General features: G+C 36.3%; 19 protein-coding genes. 7 read left to right on the top strand and 12 right to left on the bottom strand.

Annotation, left to right across the window (positions count from 1 at the left end; translation table 11 throughout):
• The coding region (locus tag A3EO_RS0103440) for an RNA-guided endonuclease InsQ/TnpB family protein (protein ID WP_018346014.1) at positions 1 to 338 on the top strand (338 nt) is incomplete at its 5' end.
• Between the two features lie 140 nt (positions 339 to 478).
• Here the strand turns inward: A3EO_RS0103440 and A3EO_RS0103435 are convergent.
• The 11 genes from A3EO_RS0103435 to A3EO_RS0103380 all read right to left on the bottom strand — a co-directional run bounded on the left by A3EO_RS0103435 (position 479) and on the right by A3EO_RS0103380 (position 6,578).
• Complete coding sequence (locus A3EO_RS0103435; RefSeq protein ID WP_018346013.1) at positions 479 to 892, bottom strand: hypothetical protein; 414 nt, start codon at positions 890 to 892, stop codon at positions 479 to 481.
• Between the two features lie 7 nt (positions 893 to 899).
• Positions 900 to 1,484, bottom strand: coding sequence for a recombination protein NinG (locus tag A3EO_RS0103430; protein WP_018346012.1), 585 nt, complete (start codon positions 1,482 to 1,484; stop codon positions 900 to 902).
• Between the two features lie 4 nt (positions 1,485 to 1,488).
• Positions 1,489 to 1,695: a hypothetical protein gene (locus A3EO_RS0103425; RefSeq protein ID WP_018346011.1), complete on the bottom strand. Its 207-nt coding sequence runs from the start codon at positions 1,693 to 1,695 to the stop codon at positions 1,489 to 1,491.
• 11 nt (positions 1,696 to 1,706) lie between these two features.
• Positions 1,707 to 2,156 carry a DUF1367 family protein gene (locus A3EO_RS0103420; RefSeq protein ID WP_018346010.1) on the bottom strand — a complete coding sequence of 150 codons (450 nt, stop codon included), beginning with the start codon at positions 2,154 to 2,156 and terminating at the stop codon, positions 1,707 to 1,709.
• On the bottom strand, positions 2,156 to 3,103 hold the full coding sequence (locus A3EO_RS0103415) for an N-6 DNA methylase (RefSeq protein WP_018346009.1): 948 nt from the start codon (positions 3,101 to 3,103) through the stop codon (positions 2,156 to 2,158). The genes A3EO_RS0103420 and A3EO_RS0103415 overlap by 1 nt, the downstream gene beginning before the upstream one ends.
• Complete coding sequence (locus tag A3EO_RS0103410) at positions 3,093 to 3,617, bottom strand: DNA N-6-adenine-methyltransferase (protein WP_018346008.1); 525 nt, start codon at positions 3,615 to 3,617, stop codon at positions 3,093 to 3,095. The genes A3EO_RS0103415 and A3EO_RS0103410 overlap by 11 nt, the downstream gene beginning before the upstream one ends.
• A complete protein-coding gene (locus A3EO_RS12615) occupies positions 3,607 to 5,004 on the bottom strand; it encodes a replicative DNA helicase (protein ID WP_018346007.1) in 1,398 nt (465 codons plus the stop codon). The genes A3EO_RS0103410 and A3EO_RS12615 overlap by 11 nt, the downstream gene beginning before the upstream one ends.
• Entirely contained in the window at positions 5,001 to 5,825 is an 825-nt protein-coding gene (locus A3EO_RS13070; protein ID WP_018346006.1) for a replication protein, read from the bottom strand. Before A3EO_RS13070 ends, A3EO_RS12615 begins: the two co-directional genes overlap by 4 nt.
• Entirely contained in the window at positions 5,822 to 5,965 is a 144-nt protein-coding gene (locus tag A3EO_RS13310; protein WP_018346005.1) for a hypothetical protein, read from the bottom strand. The genes A3EO_RS13070 and A3EO_RS13310 overlap by 4 nt, the downstream gene beginning before the upstream one ends.
• Before the next feature lie 54 nt (positions 5,966 to 6,019).
• Positions 6,020 to 6,316, bottom strand: a complete 297-nt coding sequence (locus A3EO_RS0103385; RefSeq protein ID WP_026210980.1) for a hypothetical protein — start codon at positions 6,314 to 6,316, stop codon at positions 6,020 to 6,022.
• Between the two features lie 64 nt (positions 6,317 to 6,380).
• Positions 6,381 to 6,578, bottom strand: coding sequence for a YdaS family helix-turn-helix protein (locus tag A3EO_RS0103380; RefSeq protein WP_018346004.1), 198 nt, complete (start codon positions 6,576 to 6,578; stop codon positions 6,381 to 6,383).
• 134 nt (positions 6,579 to 6,712) lie between these two features.
• Between A3EO_RS0103380 and A3EO_RS0103375 the strand changes: the two genes are divergently transcribed.
• The 4 genes from A3EO_RS0103375 to A3EO_RS0103360 all read left to right on the top strand — a co-directional run bounded on the left by A3EO_RS0103375 (position 6,713) and on the right by A3EO_RS0103360 (position 9,585).
• On the top strand, positions 6,713 to 7,393 hold the full coding sequence (locus tag A3EO_RS0103375) for an XRE family transcriptional regulator (protein ID WP_018346003.1): 681 nt from the start codon (positions 6,713 to 6,715) through the stop codon (positions 7,391 to 7,393).
• A gap of 428 nt (positions 7,394 to 7,821) precedes the next feature.
• Positions 7,822 to 8,100 (top strand): BrnT family toxin, encoded by a 279-nt coding sequence (locus A3EO_RS0103370; RefSeq protein ID WP_018346002.1) that lies wholly within the window; start codon positions 7,822 to 7,824, stop codon positions 8,098 to 8,100.
• On the top strand, positions 8,081 to 8,404 hold the full coding sequence (locus tag A3EO_RS0103365; RefSeq protein WP_018346001.1) for a BrnA antitoxin family protein: 324 nt from the start codon (positions 8,081 to 8,083) through the stop codon (positions 8,402 to 8,404). The genes A3EO_RS0103370 and A3EO_RS0103365 overlap by 20 nt, the downstream gene beginning before the upstream one ends.
• Positions 8,405 to 9,354: 950 nt before the next feature.
• The gene (locus A3EO_RS0103360; protein WP_018346000.1) at positions 9,355 to 9,585 is read left to right on the top strand and encodes a hypothetical protein; all 231 of its coding nucleotides are present in this window, start codon (positions 9,355 to 9,357) and stop codon (positions 9,583 to 9,585) included.
• Here A3EO_RS0103360 and A3EO_RS0103355 read toward each other — a convergent pair.
• Positions 9,572 to 9,769 (bottom strand): hypothetical protein, encoded by a 198-nt coding sequence (locus A3EO_RS0103355; protein ID WP_013747116.1) that lies wholly within the window; start codon positions 9,767 to 9,769, stop codon positions 9,572 to 9,574. The two genes, A3EO_RS0103360 and A3EO_RS0103355, sit on opposite strands and share 14 nt — an antisense overlap.
• A 159-nt stretch (positions 9,770 to 9,928) precedes the next feature.
• Between A3EO_RS0103355 and A3EO_RS0103350 the strand changes: the two genes are divergently transcribed.
• Both A3EO_RS0103350 and A3EO_RS0103345 read left to right on the top strand, forming a co-directional pair.
• Positions 9,929 to 10,777: a hypothetical protein gene (locus A3EO_RS0103350; RefSeq protein WP_018345999.1), complete on the top strand. Its 849-nt coding sequence runs from the start codon at positions 9,929 to 9,931 to the stop codon at positions 10,775 to 10,777.
• A complete protein-coding gene (locus A3EO_RS0103345) occupies positions 10,777 to 11,277 on the top strand; it encodes a transposase (RefSeq protein WP_018345998.1) in 501 nt (166 codons plus the stop codon). The genes A3EO_RS0103350 and A3EO_RS0103345 overlap by 1 nt, the downstream gene beginning before the upstream one ends.
• Positions 11,278 to 11,282 lie beyond the last annotated feature (5 nt).

Here is an 11,282-nt window from a genome sequence, read left to right as displayed (position 1 = left end):
TGCAGGTGTCAAATATGTCAAAATCAGCCAAAGGCACAGCAGAGCAACACGGTAAGAATGTAGCCGCAAAATCAGGATTAAATCGAACCATTCTCGACCAATCGTGGTTTGAATTTCGCCGTCAGTTGGACTACAAAACCCAATGGCAAGGCGGATTTTTGGTTGCCGTTCCGCCGCAAAACAGCAGTCGGACTTGCCCTTGTTGTGGTCATATCTCAAAAGAAAATCGCCAAACGCAAGCACATTTTGAATGCGTAGAGTGTGGCTACACAGAAAATGCGGATGTGGTTGGCGCGATGAATGTTTTAGCGCGTGGGCGAGCAATCGTTCAGGCATAATGAAAAGCAGGCGAGGACATCGCCGTAGCGCTTGTGAAGTGAACCTCGTTAGAGGTCAGCAGCAAGAACCCACCGAGAGTAGCCCACGCAAAAAGCGTGGGAGCTGGTAGGAATCCCCATCCTTTAGGGCGGGGAGGATGTCAACTTTTGTCGTCCGTCCATAACTTATATTTATCGTAAAGCATTGCTCTTACACAAGTTTTTGCTTTAGCAATCCTAGAATAATATTCACTTTTGCCAATTCCTAACTGTGGTAATGCCCCCCATTCAACAAGCGCCCCCCATTGATCACGTACATCATAAAGCGGCGTATTGGTAGCGTAATTAATTCTTACTATCTCAAACAAATCAAAGTCTATTTTAAATAGCGTTAAGATACATTCCTCAACCTTTAAAATAAGCTCTTCCGGCACATTAATGATCATCCAGTTTTTATAACTGTAGGGCAATTCCACCACTTTAATCGAAATACTAGGGTATTCAGTACCTATTCTATCACTTGCGAAATACCGTCCCCACGCCACCATCAACGTCTCAATATCATAACAATTCATTGATTCCTCACTTCTTGCGCTTTGCCAATAAATTTACTTTTTTATTAAAAATCCGTTTAATCCGCCGTAAATCCTCATCACTGTAGTGTCTAGGTCGTTGATCGGCTTCAATCGCTTCTACTTTTTCTATCCCTAACCGCTCGATTAACCCTATTCTATATTCGTGATAGTTGCCGCCTAAATAACGGTTACAGCGTTTGCACTGTCCAAAAATATTTAATGTGTAAAAACGCAAGTGAGGCGCTGCACCACGGCTACGATAATGACCGGCATCAAATCCGCCGCCTAGCTTTTCACTAATCAACGGCGTACCGCAAGAGATACATTCCTTATTTTCATCACGCATACGGATATATTTATTTACCGCACTTTGTGCTTCTTTAATTAAATCGTTATGCGTTTTATTCGCCTCTTTATAAGCCTTTAAGCGTTTGCGGTTTTTTATCCGTTCTTGCCTATCTAGCTTTTCTTGTTTCTTTTTCTTTTCCGCTTCTGCAAAAGCTAAAGCGCATTGATAACTACAGACCTTTTGCAAGCTACTTATTTTCTTAACAAATTGTTTCTTGCAAACCGCACATTGATATGTTTTCATTTTATTATAAACCGCTCAAATAATAACCTAAAATAAAAATAATAGATAATACTGTTACGCCAACACTTAAAGCGAAATTAGCCACCAACAAAAAAGCAAAAAAATTAGCCGCTCTATTGTAATGTTTTGTTTCTGAATAAACGCCGGCAAGCAAGAAAACGACATTTAAAATCATTAAGCAGAAAATCAATAATGCTGCAAATTCAATCATTTATCCCCCTTTTAAAAAAATGCGTATAGTTGATTAATTAAATTCTGATCGGTAGTGTTATTAAAAATATGTTTGATTGCTGCATTGATTAGAGCGGAGTAGCATTCCTCAAATTCAAGTTGATCCATATTGCTAAACTTTAAACTTTGCGCCTCAACCCTTATCCTGCCATCTATCGTGTAACTAACTTCTTTATAGCCGGCTAATACCGTTAAATGCTTTCTAAAGGTGTCAAATTGTTTCCGTTCATCAAAATACTTCCATTCTGTTTTATCTGCCGCCCAGTGGTCGAAACAGAATTTTAAAAACTTAAACACTTTCTTATGAAATTGCGGATTGCGGCTATATTTAAGTTCAACCTCATACATCTCACCGTTTTTAAATTTCTGTAACGCCGGGAGATACATTTCATCTGCGGCGGTAAATACGCCACCGGCGGATTTAATCATTTCAACAATCATTAGCCTTTTAATGCCCCTGCCATACAAAGTAAACTACCGGAAAGACCGCCATTACTGAATTTTTCTACTTCAATCATCTGACAAAGTTCATCACAAAAGCCGTCAAAATCCTGTTCTGTCATCTCACCTAGTAAAACATTTAACTTGCTTAACTGTAGGCTACACTGAACATTTAGCTTTAAGGCTTCACGCGACAAACCTTCAAGATTAATAGGATCGATTTTCTCTTTTGGTGCTAAAGGTGCGCTAATCGTGCGCCATTCGCTTTCTATCTTGATTTCATCGCTTGCTACGATAGTCCCCTTAGCACAATCAAAAAGTTCCCTATGAACGTCTTCCGTTGTTTTTAGCTTATCAATCACTAAAAACATTACCGGTATAGCGGTATCATCAAAACCGTTTTCAATCCGGTTTAGCTCTACTAACTGATTGCCGATAATTTTTCTAAAAGTAGCTTCAGCGCTTCTTGTGCCTACGCCTACCGCAATAATGAAAAAGCCAAAGCGTTTAGCCTGTTTTAAGCCTTTTAAAATAAAAATATCATCCATCACGCCTGATTTTTTCCATTGGAACTCAGCTTGGACGCTTTCACGTTCTTTTTCTGATAACTCTTTGAATTTCAGAGAAAAAGGCGGATTCATTACAGTACAATCACATTGATTTTCTTTGCTTTCATATGTGAAAAAACTTTCATTAAAAATGACGGCTTCCGGATAATTCATTTTTAACGCATTGCAACTTTCTTCTTGAATTTCAACGGCTACTAAATGATTTAATTTGATGAATTGTTCAAGCTGTCCGCTACCGGCTGCGCCATCAAATACAGATATATCATTACCGGCATATTGACGCACTTTTTCCGCCATATAACGGCGTAACGGCTCACTGGTAATGAATTCCGCTAACGTTTTCGCTTTCTTGCGGTTATTGTGTTCTTTAAATGCCATAACCGCCTACATCCTTGATAAAATCTAAAGTAACTTGTCTAGTAATAAAGCCTTGCATTGTCGGATCGAAAACCGCGATAAGCGATCCCTTGTTATTGCCTTTTACCTCTTCACCGGTTTCAGGGTGTAAAAAATTAATTCTACCGCCTACAATATCAATCACTTCAGTAGCGTTATCTTGGATCACTTGATACCATTTTGTTGACTTATCCGCAGGTAATAACATCGCTACTAAAAAGCCTTGTTTTTTAAGCTCTGCCGCACGTTCAACAAACGGTAATGGATTGCTATAAGGCGGATTGACAAAAATCGTAAAATTACAAAATTCTAAAACCGCAATTAAATCTAACGGATCGAACGTTAAAAAATCCTCCGCAATGCCATCTTTGCCGATATAGTGATAGCTCAAGTTGTTTTCTTCGGTCGCGCAACCGTCAATATCAAACTTAAAACGGCTATTTAGCCATTTAAACACGTATTTAGGTGTGCGGTAGGCATCTCTATCAAAACTCATTAGCAGCTCTCCTTGTATTATTTTTCTCGTGCTTGCTTGCTCTAATCGCACCTCCAGCTTGATTGCACTCGCTTAATACGCCGTTGATAAAATCAGCGTAAATAGTGCCTGTATTGCCATTGCGGCGTAAACCTAAAATGATCTCGATTAAATCTTTATCCGCTTGTTCTGAATAAACAGATGGTCTGTGTAAGCCGATCCAAAAATCGCAATCTTGCTCAATCTGTCCGGTATCACGGCTATCAGACGGTTTTGGACGTTTATCTGTTCTGTTTTCTAGCCCCCTGTTTAACTGTGTAAGTAGCAATACAACGCAATTTAATTCTTTCGCTAACTCTTTCAATCGTTTAGTGATTTCACCGTATGCTAGATCGTTTCGTTCCGCTTTTTCCGCTCTCATCAAAGTTAAGTAGTCGACCGCAATTAAACCAATCTCGCCTTTCTCTCTTGCTAGTTTCCGACATTCACGCTGGATATGCGCTAATGAAATGCCCGGCGTATCATCAATATAAAGCCTGTCATTTTCGGTAATTTCTTTAGCGGCGTTAGCAATTCTTAATTCAGCCCCCACTTCATCAATGTGATCTAGCATTAAGTGATCGGCGTTAGATTTAGTGCGTTGCCATACGATACGATCGAAAATCTGTGAGGTGGTCATTTCTAAGCTAAATACGGCTGCGATCTTTTTATCGTTTGTTACGCAATTCATTACTAAATGCGATAAGAACGTTGTTTTACCGCATTTAGGTCTAGCGCCTACAACCACTAAAGCCCCTTTATAAAACGCTTCACGCCCTAGTAATTCATCCAATGCTGGAATACCGCTTGTTATACCGATTACTGATTCTGGATTGTTGATTAAACGCTCCTTTTCATTAAGCCAATTTTTCAAAATCGTTGTGCCATCCACTAAACCACCTCGATTGCCGCTTTTAGCATAATCGCCGATCTCGTTAATCATTTTCCCGATTAAATCAATACGCTCATTAGCACTTAATTCAGATTTTCCGGTAATTAAACTTTGGCAATCTTGTAACTTAGCTAACGTAAAACGCTTGATAGCATCCTCTTTCACAATCGCCGCATACTGTAAAACGTTAGCCATATTCGGAGAACGTTGAACAATTTCAGCTAGATACGAAAAACCGCCGATTTTTTCTAAATTTCCATCGCTTTTTAATTTATTTTCTAAAGTTAATAAATCCACCGGTTTATTATTTAGCACTAAGTTTTTAATCGCTTTGAAAATGATTTGATGTGCGGCAACGTAAAAACTATTCGGGTTGAGTAGGCTTAATACTTTATCAACGCTAGCTTGATTCGGGTTCATCACTAAGCCGCCTAAAACGCTTTGCTCAGCCGTTAAATCGTAAAGGTTTTGCATCATAACGCTTCCTCACGCACTTTCGTTAGCGTATCTTCACGTAGCAAGTAATCAAAACTTGCTCGCCAATTTCGATTATTACCGCCAAAATAAAATTCTGTTGCTTGCTCAAAAAATGATTCAATGTAATTTTTAAAACTATCTAATGTCGGAGTTTTTAGTAAGTTTAAGATTTTAGTAATCCCTCGCTTACGCTTATCGTTTAAGTCAATAGCATTAGGCAACCGCTTACCGTGTAATTCGTTTTGTTCGTTGTAAAAATCTAATACCGCTTGATAATCAATATCGTTTTTCGGTTTTGTAGGCTTACGTTTTTTAGGTTTAACGTCATCGTTATTTTGCAAAACCATATGGTCGCCGTTAGGCGATCCCCCGTAAGGGGGTAGGGGGTTATTATTTGTAATATTGTTTTTAATATTGTCTTTTGTAGAGTACCAATTTTTGGTACTGGTACTAGTACCATTTTTTGGTACTGGTTCAGGAGAAAAATTGGTACTAGTACCATTTTTTGGTACTGGTTCAGATTTAGGCGTTTCAGGATTAAAATTTAACGAAAATTCATTAATTTCTCCGCTATTTTTAAATGTTAGAATTAAGTTGATGTTTTCTAATTCTTTTAAACATTTCATTGCTGTTTTTTTGTTTTTAATGCCGCATTTCTTCATAAATTGGCTAACAGAAATTTTGTCAGATTTTTTTTGCCAACCTGTTGTTTGACGAGCTATTAGCGCATAACATTTAAACGCATTACCTGATAATTTATCTAAAAATTTATCAATAATTTCATTAGGGATCTGAAATGAATTTGGAATAAAATTACTCATATTGATAATTCCTCAATAATAAATTTAATGCGTTGTTCATATTGCTTTGGCGTAAGCGGTAATTTCTGTAGACGCTTTTTAGCCTCTTCATAAATTTTTAGCTTTTCTTGATAAGAAAGGCTTGACATTTCTTTATTCATATAGAATAATCCTCTCGTTTGTGGAATCTTAAACCGCCTTTCGGGGCGGTTTTTTTATTTCTCAAAATACTTCTTGCGTAACCGTTCATCAAAACCTCTAGCCGCCATCAATAAAAGCTCTAATTCGCTTTTTTCGATTGCTATATGCGTTTCCGTATCGAAAACACTAAAGCCGTTGGCGGCAATGAAATTAAAGGCGTTATTTCCCTCTCCATTGCTAACAAACCGGCTAACGGTTGATGGTGTAGTTTCCATAGCCTCGGCAATATCGCATTGCTTTTGGCTGTAATATTTGCTCATTACACGATCTGAAATCTCTCTTGCAGATCGTGTTAATTTATTGCGTGCCATTGCAAATCTCTTAAGTTAAATTAATCCCATACATCACCGTAAAGGATAGGGAATAGCCACAAAATCAATCTTGATAGTCAGGGAAAAGCTCTTTTTTGGATAACCCAGTAGCTTTTTTCCACTGATCTGGTGAAATTGAGCGTGTACAGATTTTTCCTCCTTTTTTCTTAATCTGATGGATTAATTGAGGAGATACGCCTAATGCTTTAGCTAGCTTTGTCTGTCCGCCTGTGGCGTTTATAGCCTTTTCTATAGGTGTCATAAATGTTATTAAACCTTTAATTTAAAAAACTTTAAAAAATTAAAGTTAATTTTAAAAATTTAGTTTAAATAAATCAAGCAGAAATTTATTAGCAATTTTAAATTTAAAATTTAAAATGTGTCTAGGAGGTTGTTATGAACGAAAAAGAATTACTAGTTATAAATAGACTGAAAACAGTATTAGAGGAACAGCGAGTAACCCAATCTGAATTGGCTAGATCTATCAACAAAACGCCTCAAGCTGTTTATAACTGGCTTAATAACGGTAAATTAGGCATAGATTCCGCAAGATTAATTTCAGATAGATATAACTATTCAGTGAATTGGTTGATTGGTTCAGCTTCAAACAATGAAAAATACAATGATGTTGCTGTTATAGAGAGCAAGGATTATAGCGATAGTTATATAGGTATTGATGTTTATGACATAAAATTATCAGCAGGTAATGGACAAGGGTGCGCTGTTGAATGGATTCCAAGAAAATCAAGTAAGCCGTTATTATTTGAACACGGCTGGTTTAAGCATAAAAGTATATCTCCTGAAAGCTGCAAGGCAATGTATGTGAGAGGGCAAAGTATGTACCCGGTCTTAAAAGATTGGGATATGGTTATCATTAATATTGACGATACCGAAATTATTGATGGAGAAATTTACGCATTAATTTATAAAGAAAATTTTTATATAAAACAAGTTGTTAGAAGCGGAGATGGTGTCGAGTTAATTAGTTTTAATAGTGAATATAAACCTATTAGAATTGAGTACGATCAACTGAAAGATTTAAAAGTTATTGGACGCCAAATCTGGAGAGGCGGTTGAGTTAAACCTATTAAAAATAACGTTTAAAATTACATTTTTTATCTAATCGTGCCGTAAAACCACGTCCTTTAGGGCGTGGATATAAAGCACAAATATGATATACTTCTTACTGCTAACAGAGGTCGCTTTAGACTCTCAATGACGGCATAATCAGGGCAGGACGTGCCCGTAGCGTCTGTGAAGTGAATCGTATTGGCGGTCAGCAGCAGAAACCCACCGAGAGTAGCCCATTGCTTGCAATGGGAGCTGGTAGGAATCTCCTTGCTTTAGCTAGGGGAGGACGTCAAATAAATCATATATTTAACGAATTGATCAGTTTAACTTCTGATAGGCTCTTTTTCATCGCAAATTGTAACTACAAAATAAGTTGACTTTGCATTAAATTGTAATTACAATAAAGCTATATTAAGGTTAAGTTTTATTAAAAAATGAAAATTACTTATGATCCTAAAAAAAATCAACGAAACATTGAAGAGCGGAATTTACCATTTGATTTGGCTATTGATTTTCACTGGGATACAGCAGTAATTGAAGCAGATTTAAGAAAACCTTATCCGGAAGCGAGATATGTAGCTGCAGGTTTTATAGGAAAAACTGAAAGGTTACATATTTTAGTATTTACTCCAACGGTTGACGGAATCAGAGTGATTAGCCTTAGAAAGGCAAATAAAAGAGAGGTGAAACATTATGAAAACCGTACATTATGACAATTTGCCCATTAGTGAAAATGGAGAAGTAAGAGAACTCACTAAAGCCGATTTTGATCGAATGAAACCTATTCAGAATGTAATGTCTCCTGAATTTATCGCAATGGCACTATCTCATCAAGCACAAAGAGAGATAGAGGGGAAAATTAAGCCTCGCACTAGAGGAAAACAAAAACAACCTACTAAACAATCAATTACCATTAGATTGTCACCAGAAGTTATCACTGCCTTTAAAGCAACGGGACAAGGTTGGCAATCAAGAATTAATGAAGCACTATTGAATTATGTAAGAACGTCAATGTAATTAAACCGCCAATAGGCGGTTTTCTTTTGCCTGAAATCTTGCTTATCTCTTCTGAAAACGTTATTAATTAAAAAATAACTAATAATTTCAATATTTTATTTCTAATAACCCACCTTGCTTAAGATTGTCTATTCATTGCTTAATATCCTACCTAGATCCTACCTAGTACTAACCGAAAAAGATTAAAAAATAATCGTTTAAATCATATATTTAAATTTTTTATTCTTTATTTTTCAAGTATTTATTTAATCTGATTTAAATTTTTAGTTTAAATATTTAAATTTTTAGTTTACATCAAATTAAATTTTTGATTTAATAAACTCATCAAAACGAGATGCAGTAAAAAATCTCAATGTTCTTTAACAAATTGGTGTGGCAATGGCGGTAAGTAATCAACTGCGTTAAGTTGAGTAACCCCCGAGCAGAAAACTGTACTACGTGTTGAGAAATCAGAAACGAAGAGAGGCGTTTGGTAGGTCAAGGGCAGCACTGCTTACTAGCTTGAGTGGAAAACCACGACTAGAAATAGTTGCTACAACGGTTGGGGAAACAGGCGAACAAGCCCGCGAACCGTTTATTTAATGCCTACTTAGCTATTTTTATTTTAATGATGATTAGTGATTTTTGTGTAATTTAGGCGGTTAAGTAGGCATTAAGGTATTCATTTGCGAAAGTGAATACCATTTGATTATATTTTGTTACCTTGTAGCTGTTGCAAGTTTAAATAAAAACAGCAATCTAATGCCTACTTAACCATATTGATATTGTTTGCAATGCAATATGAAGTATTTTAAAAAAATTTTTCTCCTAAACCGGTTAAGTAGGCATTAGGAAACGCATTGATTAAGAGATCCGCCAAAGGTCTAGGTAGCCGTACACTACCAATTTAAGGATAGCTAAGCCAGAGCTTAATTGAGTGCGTTTCTATATCTACTTAAAAGGGAAATATTATGACCTATCAAAATGAAAACTACGAGATGATTAAACAAATCTTATTAAACGAACAGTTAGGAAATCCTAAAAAGTTGAAGTTATATGTTGTAGAAGGAAGCCTGTCTGATGAAGATAAATCGCAAATCAGGCAGGCAGTATTTGATAATGCTATTAATTTAAAGCATTTAAACCCTAGTGAACTAACTAATGAACTTATTAAATCAATAAAAATAATTAATCAAGCTTAGGTAAATTATTGAATTCAGACAGATTACTTTCAAAATCTTTAGCTAATGCAGAAATAAAATCACTTAACTGTTTAGCTTTGTCTTCAGGGTTAAGGCTATTATCATTAAAAATGGTTATTGGACTACACTCAATTACTTTACTTGCGAATTGAATAGCTAGTTTTTCAGACATTGCTTTATGCATAATTTAATCCTTATTTGTTGTGAGAGAGTTTTGATTATATTCCTTAGCGTTGTGAGAGACAATAAGGGACTTGAGCCTTACAAGTATAAAGAAAGGCAATACGCATAAATAACAACATTTTGCCCTCTACCCACGAGGGCATTTTTTTTAGGTTTTGATATGAGAGAACAGAGCATAGGGCAAGTTTTAAGCCGGCAGGATAATGAGGCTAAGAAGATTTTTAATAATCTTATTACGCCGCACGAGAAAGATTTAATGCTTGCGGAATGGATAGACAAGCATTTCACAAGCGTTAAAGATTTAAGCGTTTGTGCGAAAGACTGTGGCGTTTCTCAAGCGAAAGTTTGGCACTTTCTAAACGAGAAAGATTTAATTAAAGGATTAAATAACACTGAATTTTTAATTTTAAATCTGTTTCTTAAGTATAGCTATTCTTTAGATAAAGCGGCGGATGAAACAGGTTTATCTGTGTTGGCTATCTCTAAGATATTAGAGAAATTTAATATTGAACCTAATTGGAAAAAGGTTAGGGAAAGCCGTTATAGCCGCATTGGAAGCCAAAAGGGGATGGAGGCGGAGGCTTTATTTAAAAAGCTCGTTCCGGACGCTTTAGATGCCAACGAAGAGATTAAAGAGGGTAACAGTAAATTTGATTTTATCGTTTTTGATGAATATACCGGCAGAGAAAAGACGATAGACGTAAAAGAATTTGCTATACAAGACAGCGTAGGTGGCAAGGGATGGGTGTTCAGATTTCCCGAAAAAATGGACGATAGGGCAGATTATTATGTCCTATTTCTTTGTTTTGACAAAGAAAAACGCCTTGAGGGTGAATATAGGGTGTTAGTTTTACCTAAGGGCATTTTGCCGGAAAACGAGAAAGTAAGTAGAACTGGTCAGAAGCGTTTATTAATCTCAAACGATCCGAGCAAACAATCTTATAAGATGTATTTTAAGTTTGAAATTAGCCCTGAAAATTTAGTTTGGTTTTTTACTGGAGAGATGTAATGAGTAAAGAATCAACGTATGGGATTTACACACCTGAATTTAAACGGCAAGTCGTTGATAGAGTGATGCAGGGCGATCTATCGATGAAAACACACGCTAAACGATTTGGCGTAAACGGCAGCACAATTAAAAATTGGCTGATCGATTTAGAGGGCGAGGATGGTTATGAGTTGTATCAACAACGATACGCCTTAGTTAAAGGGTACAAGAAAGTAGATACAACGGAAGAACTTTATAAACCGGAACTTTTAGAAGCAGAGGGGAAGTTTCAAGGTGTTATCTATAAAAGACATAAAATAATAGATAAAACAAAGATTTACGACAATAAAGTAAAGGGAATTATTGCATTAAATGCAATAATTAAACACTTTAATCGTTCCGGATATGGCGCAATTCTTAAACCGTTGCCAGTTCCAAAAATAAAAAGCGGCGTTATTGCACGCATTCCTAAAGAAAATCACGTGTTAAGCGTTCCATCAGATTTCCACAGCTTTTATTAAGAGAG

The sequence above is a fragment of the Gallibacterium anatis DSM 16844 = F 149 genome, from assembly GCF_000379785.1.
In the GTDB taxonomy this organism is placed as follows: Bacteria; Pseudomonadota; Gammaproteobacteria; order Enterobacterales; family Pasteurellaceae; genus Gallibacterium; species Gallibacterium anatis.
The sequence above is the reverse complement of the archived record's forward strand: the minus strand, read 5'-3'. Positions and strand labels throughout refer to the sequence as shown.

Bases quoted from the DNA above. Each gene is read 5' to 3' on its own strand.
- A3EO_RS0103415 (WP_018346009.1), bottom strand. From the start codon at position 3,103: ATGGCATTTAAAGAACACAATAACCGCAAGAAAGCGAAAACGTTAGCG.
- A3EO_RS0103430 (WP_018346012.1), bottom strand. From the start codon at position 1,484: ATGAAAACATATCAATGTGCGGTTTGCAAGAAACAATTTGTTAAGAAA.
- A3EO_RS13070 (WP_018346006.1), bottom strand. From the start codon at position 5,825: ATGAGTAATTTTATTCCAAATTCATTTCAGATCCCTAATGAAATTATT.
- A3EO_RS0103375 (WP_018346003.1), top strand. From the start codon at position 6,713: ATGAACGAAAAAGAATTACTAGTTATAAATAGACTGAAAACAGTATTA.
- A3EO_RS0103370 (WP_018346002.1), top strand. From the start codon at position 7,822: ATGAAAATTACTTATGATCCTAAAAAAAATCAACGAAACATTGAAGAG.
- A3EO_RS0103425 (WP_018346011.1), bottom strand. From the start codon at position 1,695: ATGATTGAATTTGCAGCATTATTGATTTTCTGCTTAATGATTTTAAAT.
- A3EO_RS0103435 (WP_018346013.1), bottom strand. From the start codon at position 892: ATGAATTGTTATGATATTGAGACGTTGATGGTGGCGTGGGGACGGTAT.
- A3EO_RS0103360 (WP_018346000.1), top strand. From the start codon at position 9,355: ATGACCTATCAAAATGAAAACTACGAGATGATTAAACAAATCTTATTA.
- A3EO_RS0103355 (WP_013747116.1), bottom strand. From the start codon at position 9,769: ATGCATAAAGCAATGTCTGAAAAACTAGCTATTCAATTCGCAAGTAAA.
- A3EO_RS0103345 (WP_018345998.1), top strand. From the start codon at position 10,777: ATGAGTAAAGAATCAACGTATGGGATTTACACACCTGAATTTAAACGG.
- A3EO_RS13310 (WP_018346005.1), bottom strand. From the start codon at position 5,965: ATGAATAAAGAAATGTCAAGCCTTTCTTATCAAGAAAAGCTAAAAATT.
- A3EO_RS0103420 (WP_018346010.1), bottom strand. From the start codon at position 2,156: ATGATTGTTGAAATGATTAAATCCGCCGGTGGCGTATTTACCGCCGCA.
- A3EO_RS0103350 (WP_018345999.1), top strand. From the start codon at position 9,929: ATGAGAGAACAGAGCATAGGGCAAGTTTTAAGCCGGCAGGATAATGAG.
- A3EO_RS0103410 (WP_018346008.1), bottom strand. From the start codon at position 3,617: ATGAGTTTTGATAGAGATGCCTACCGCACACCTAAATACGTGTTTAAA.
- A3EO_RS0103385 (WP_026210980.1), bottom strand. From the start codon at position 6,316: ATGGCACGCAATAAATTAACACGATCTGCAAGAGAGATTTCAGATCGT.
- A3EO_RS0103365 (WP_018346001.1), top strand. From the start codon at position 8,081: ATGAAAACCGTACATTATGACAATTTGCCCATTAGTGAAAATGGAGAA.
- A3EO_RS12615 (WP_018346007.1), bottom strand. From the start codon at position 5,004: ATGATGCAAAACCTTTACGATTTAACGGCTGAGCAAAGCGTTTTAGGC.
- A3EO_RS0103380 (WP_018346004.1), bottom strand. From the start codon at position 6,578: ATGACACCTATAGAAAAGGCTATAAACGCCACAGGCGGACAGACAAAG.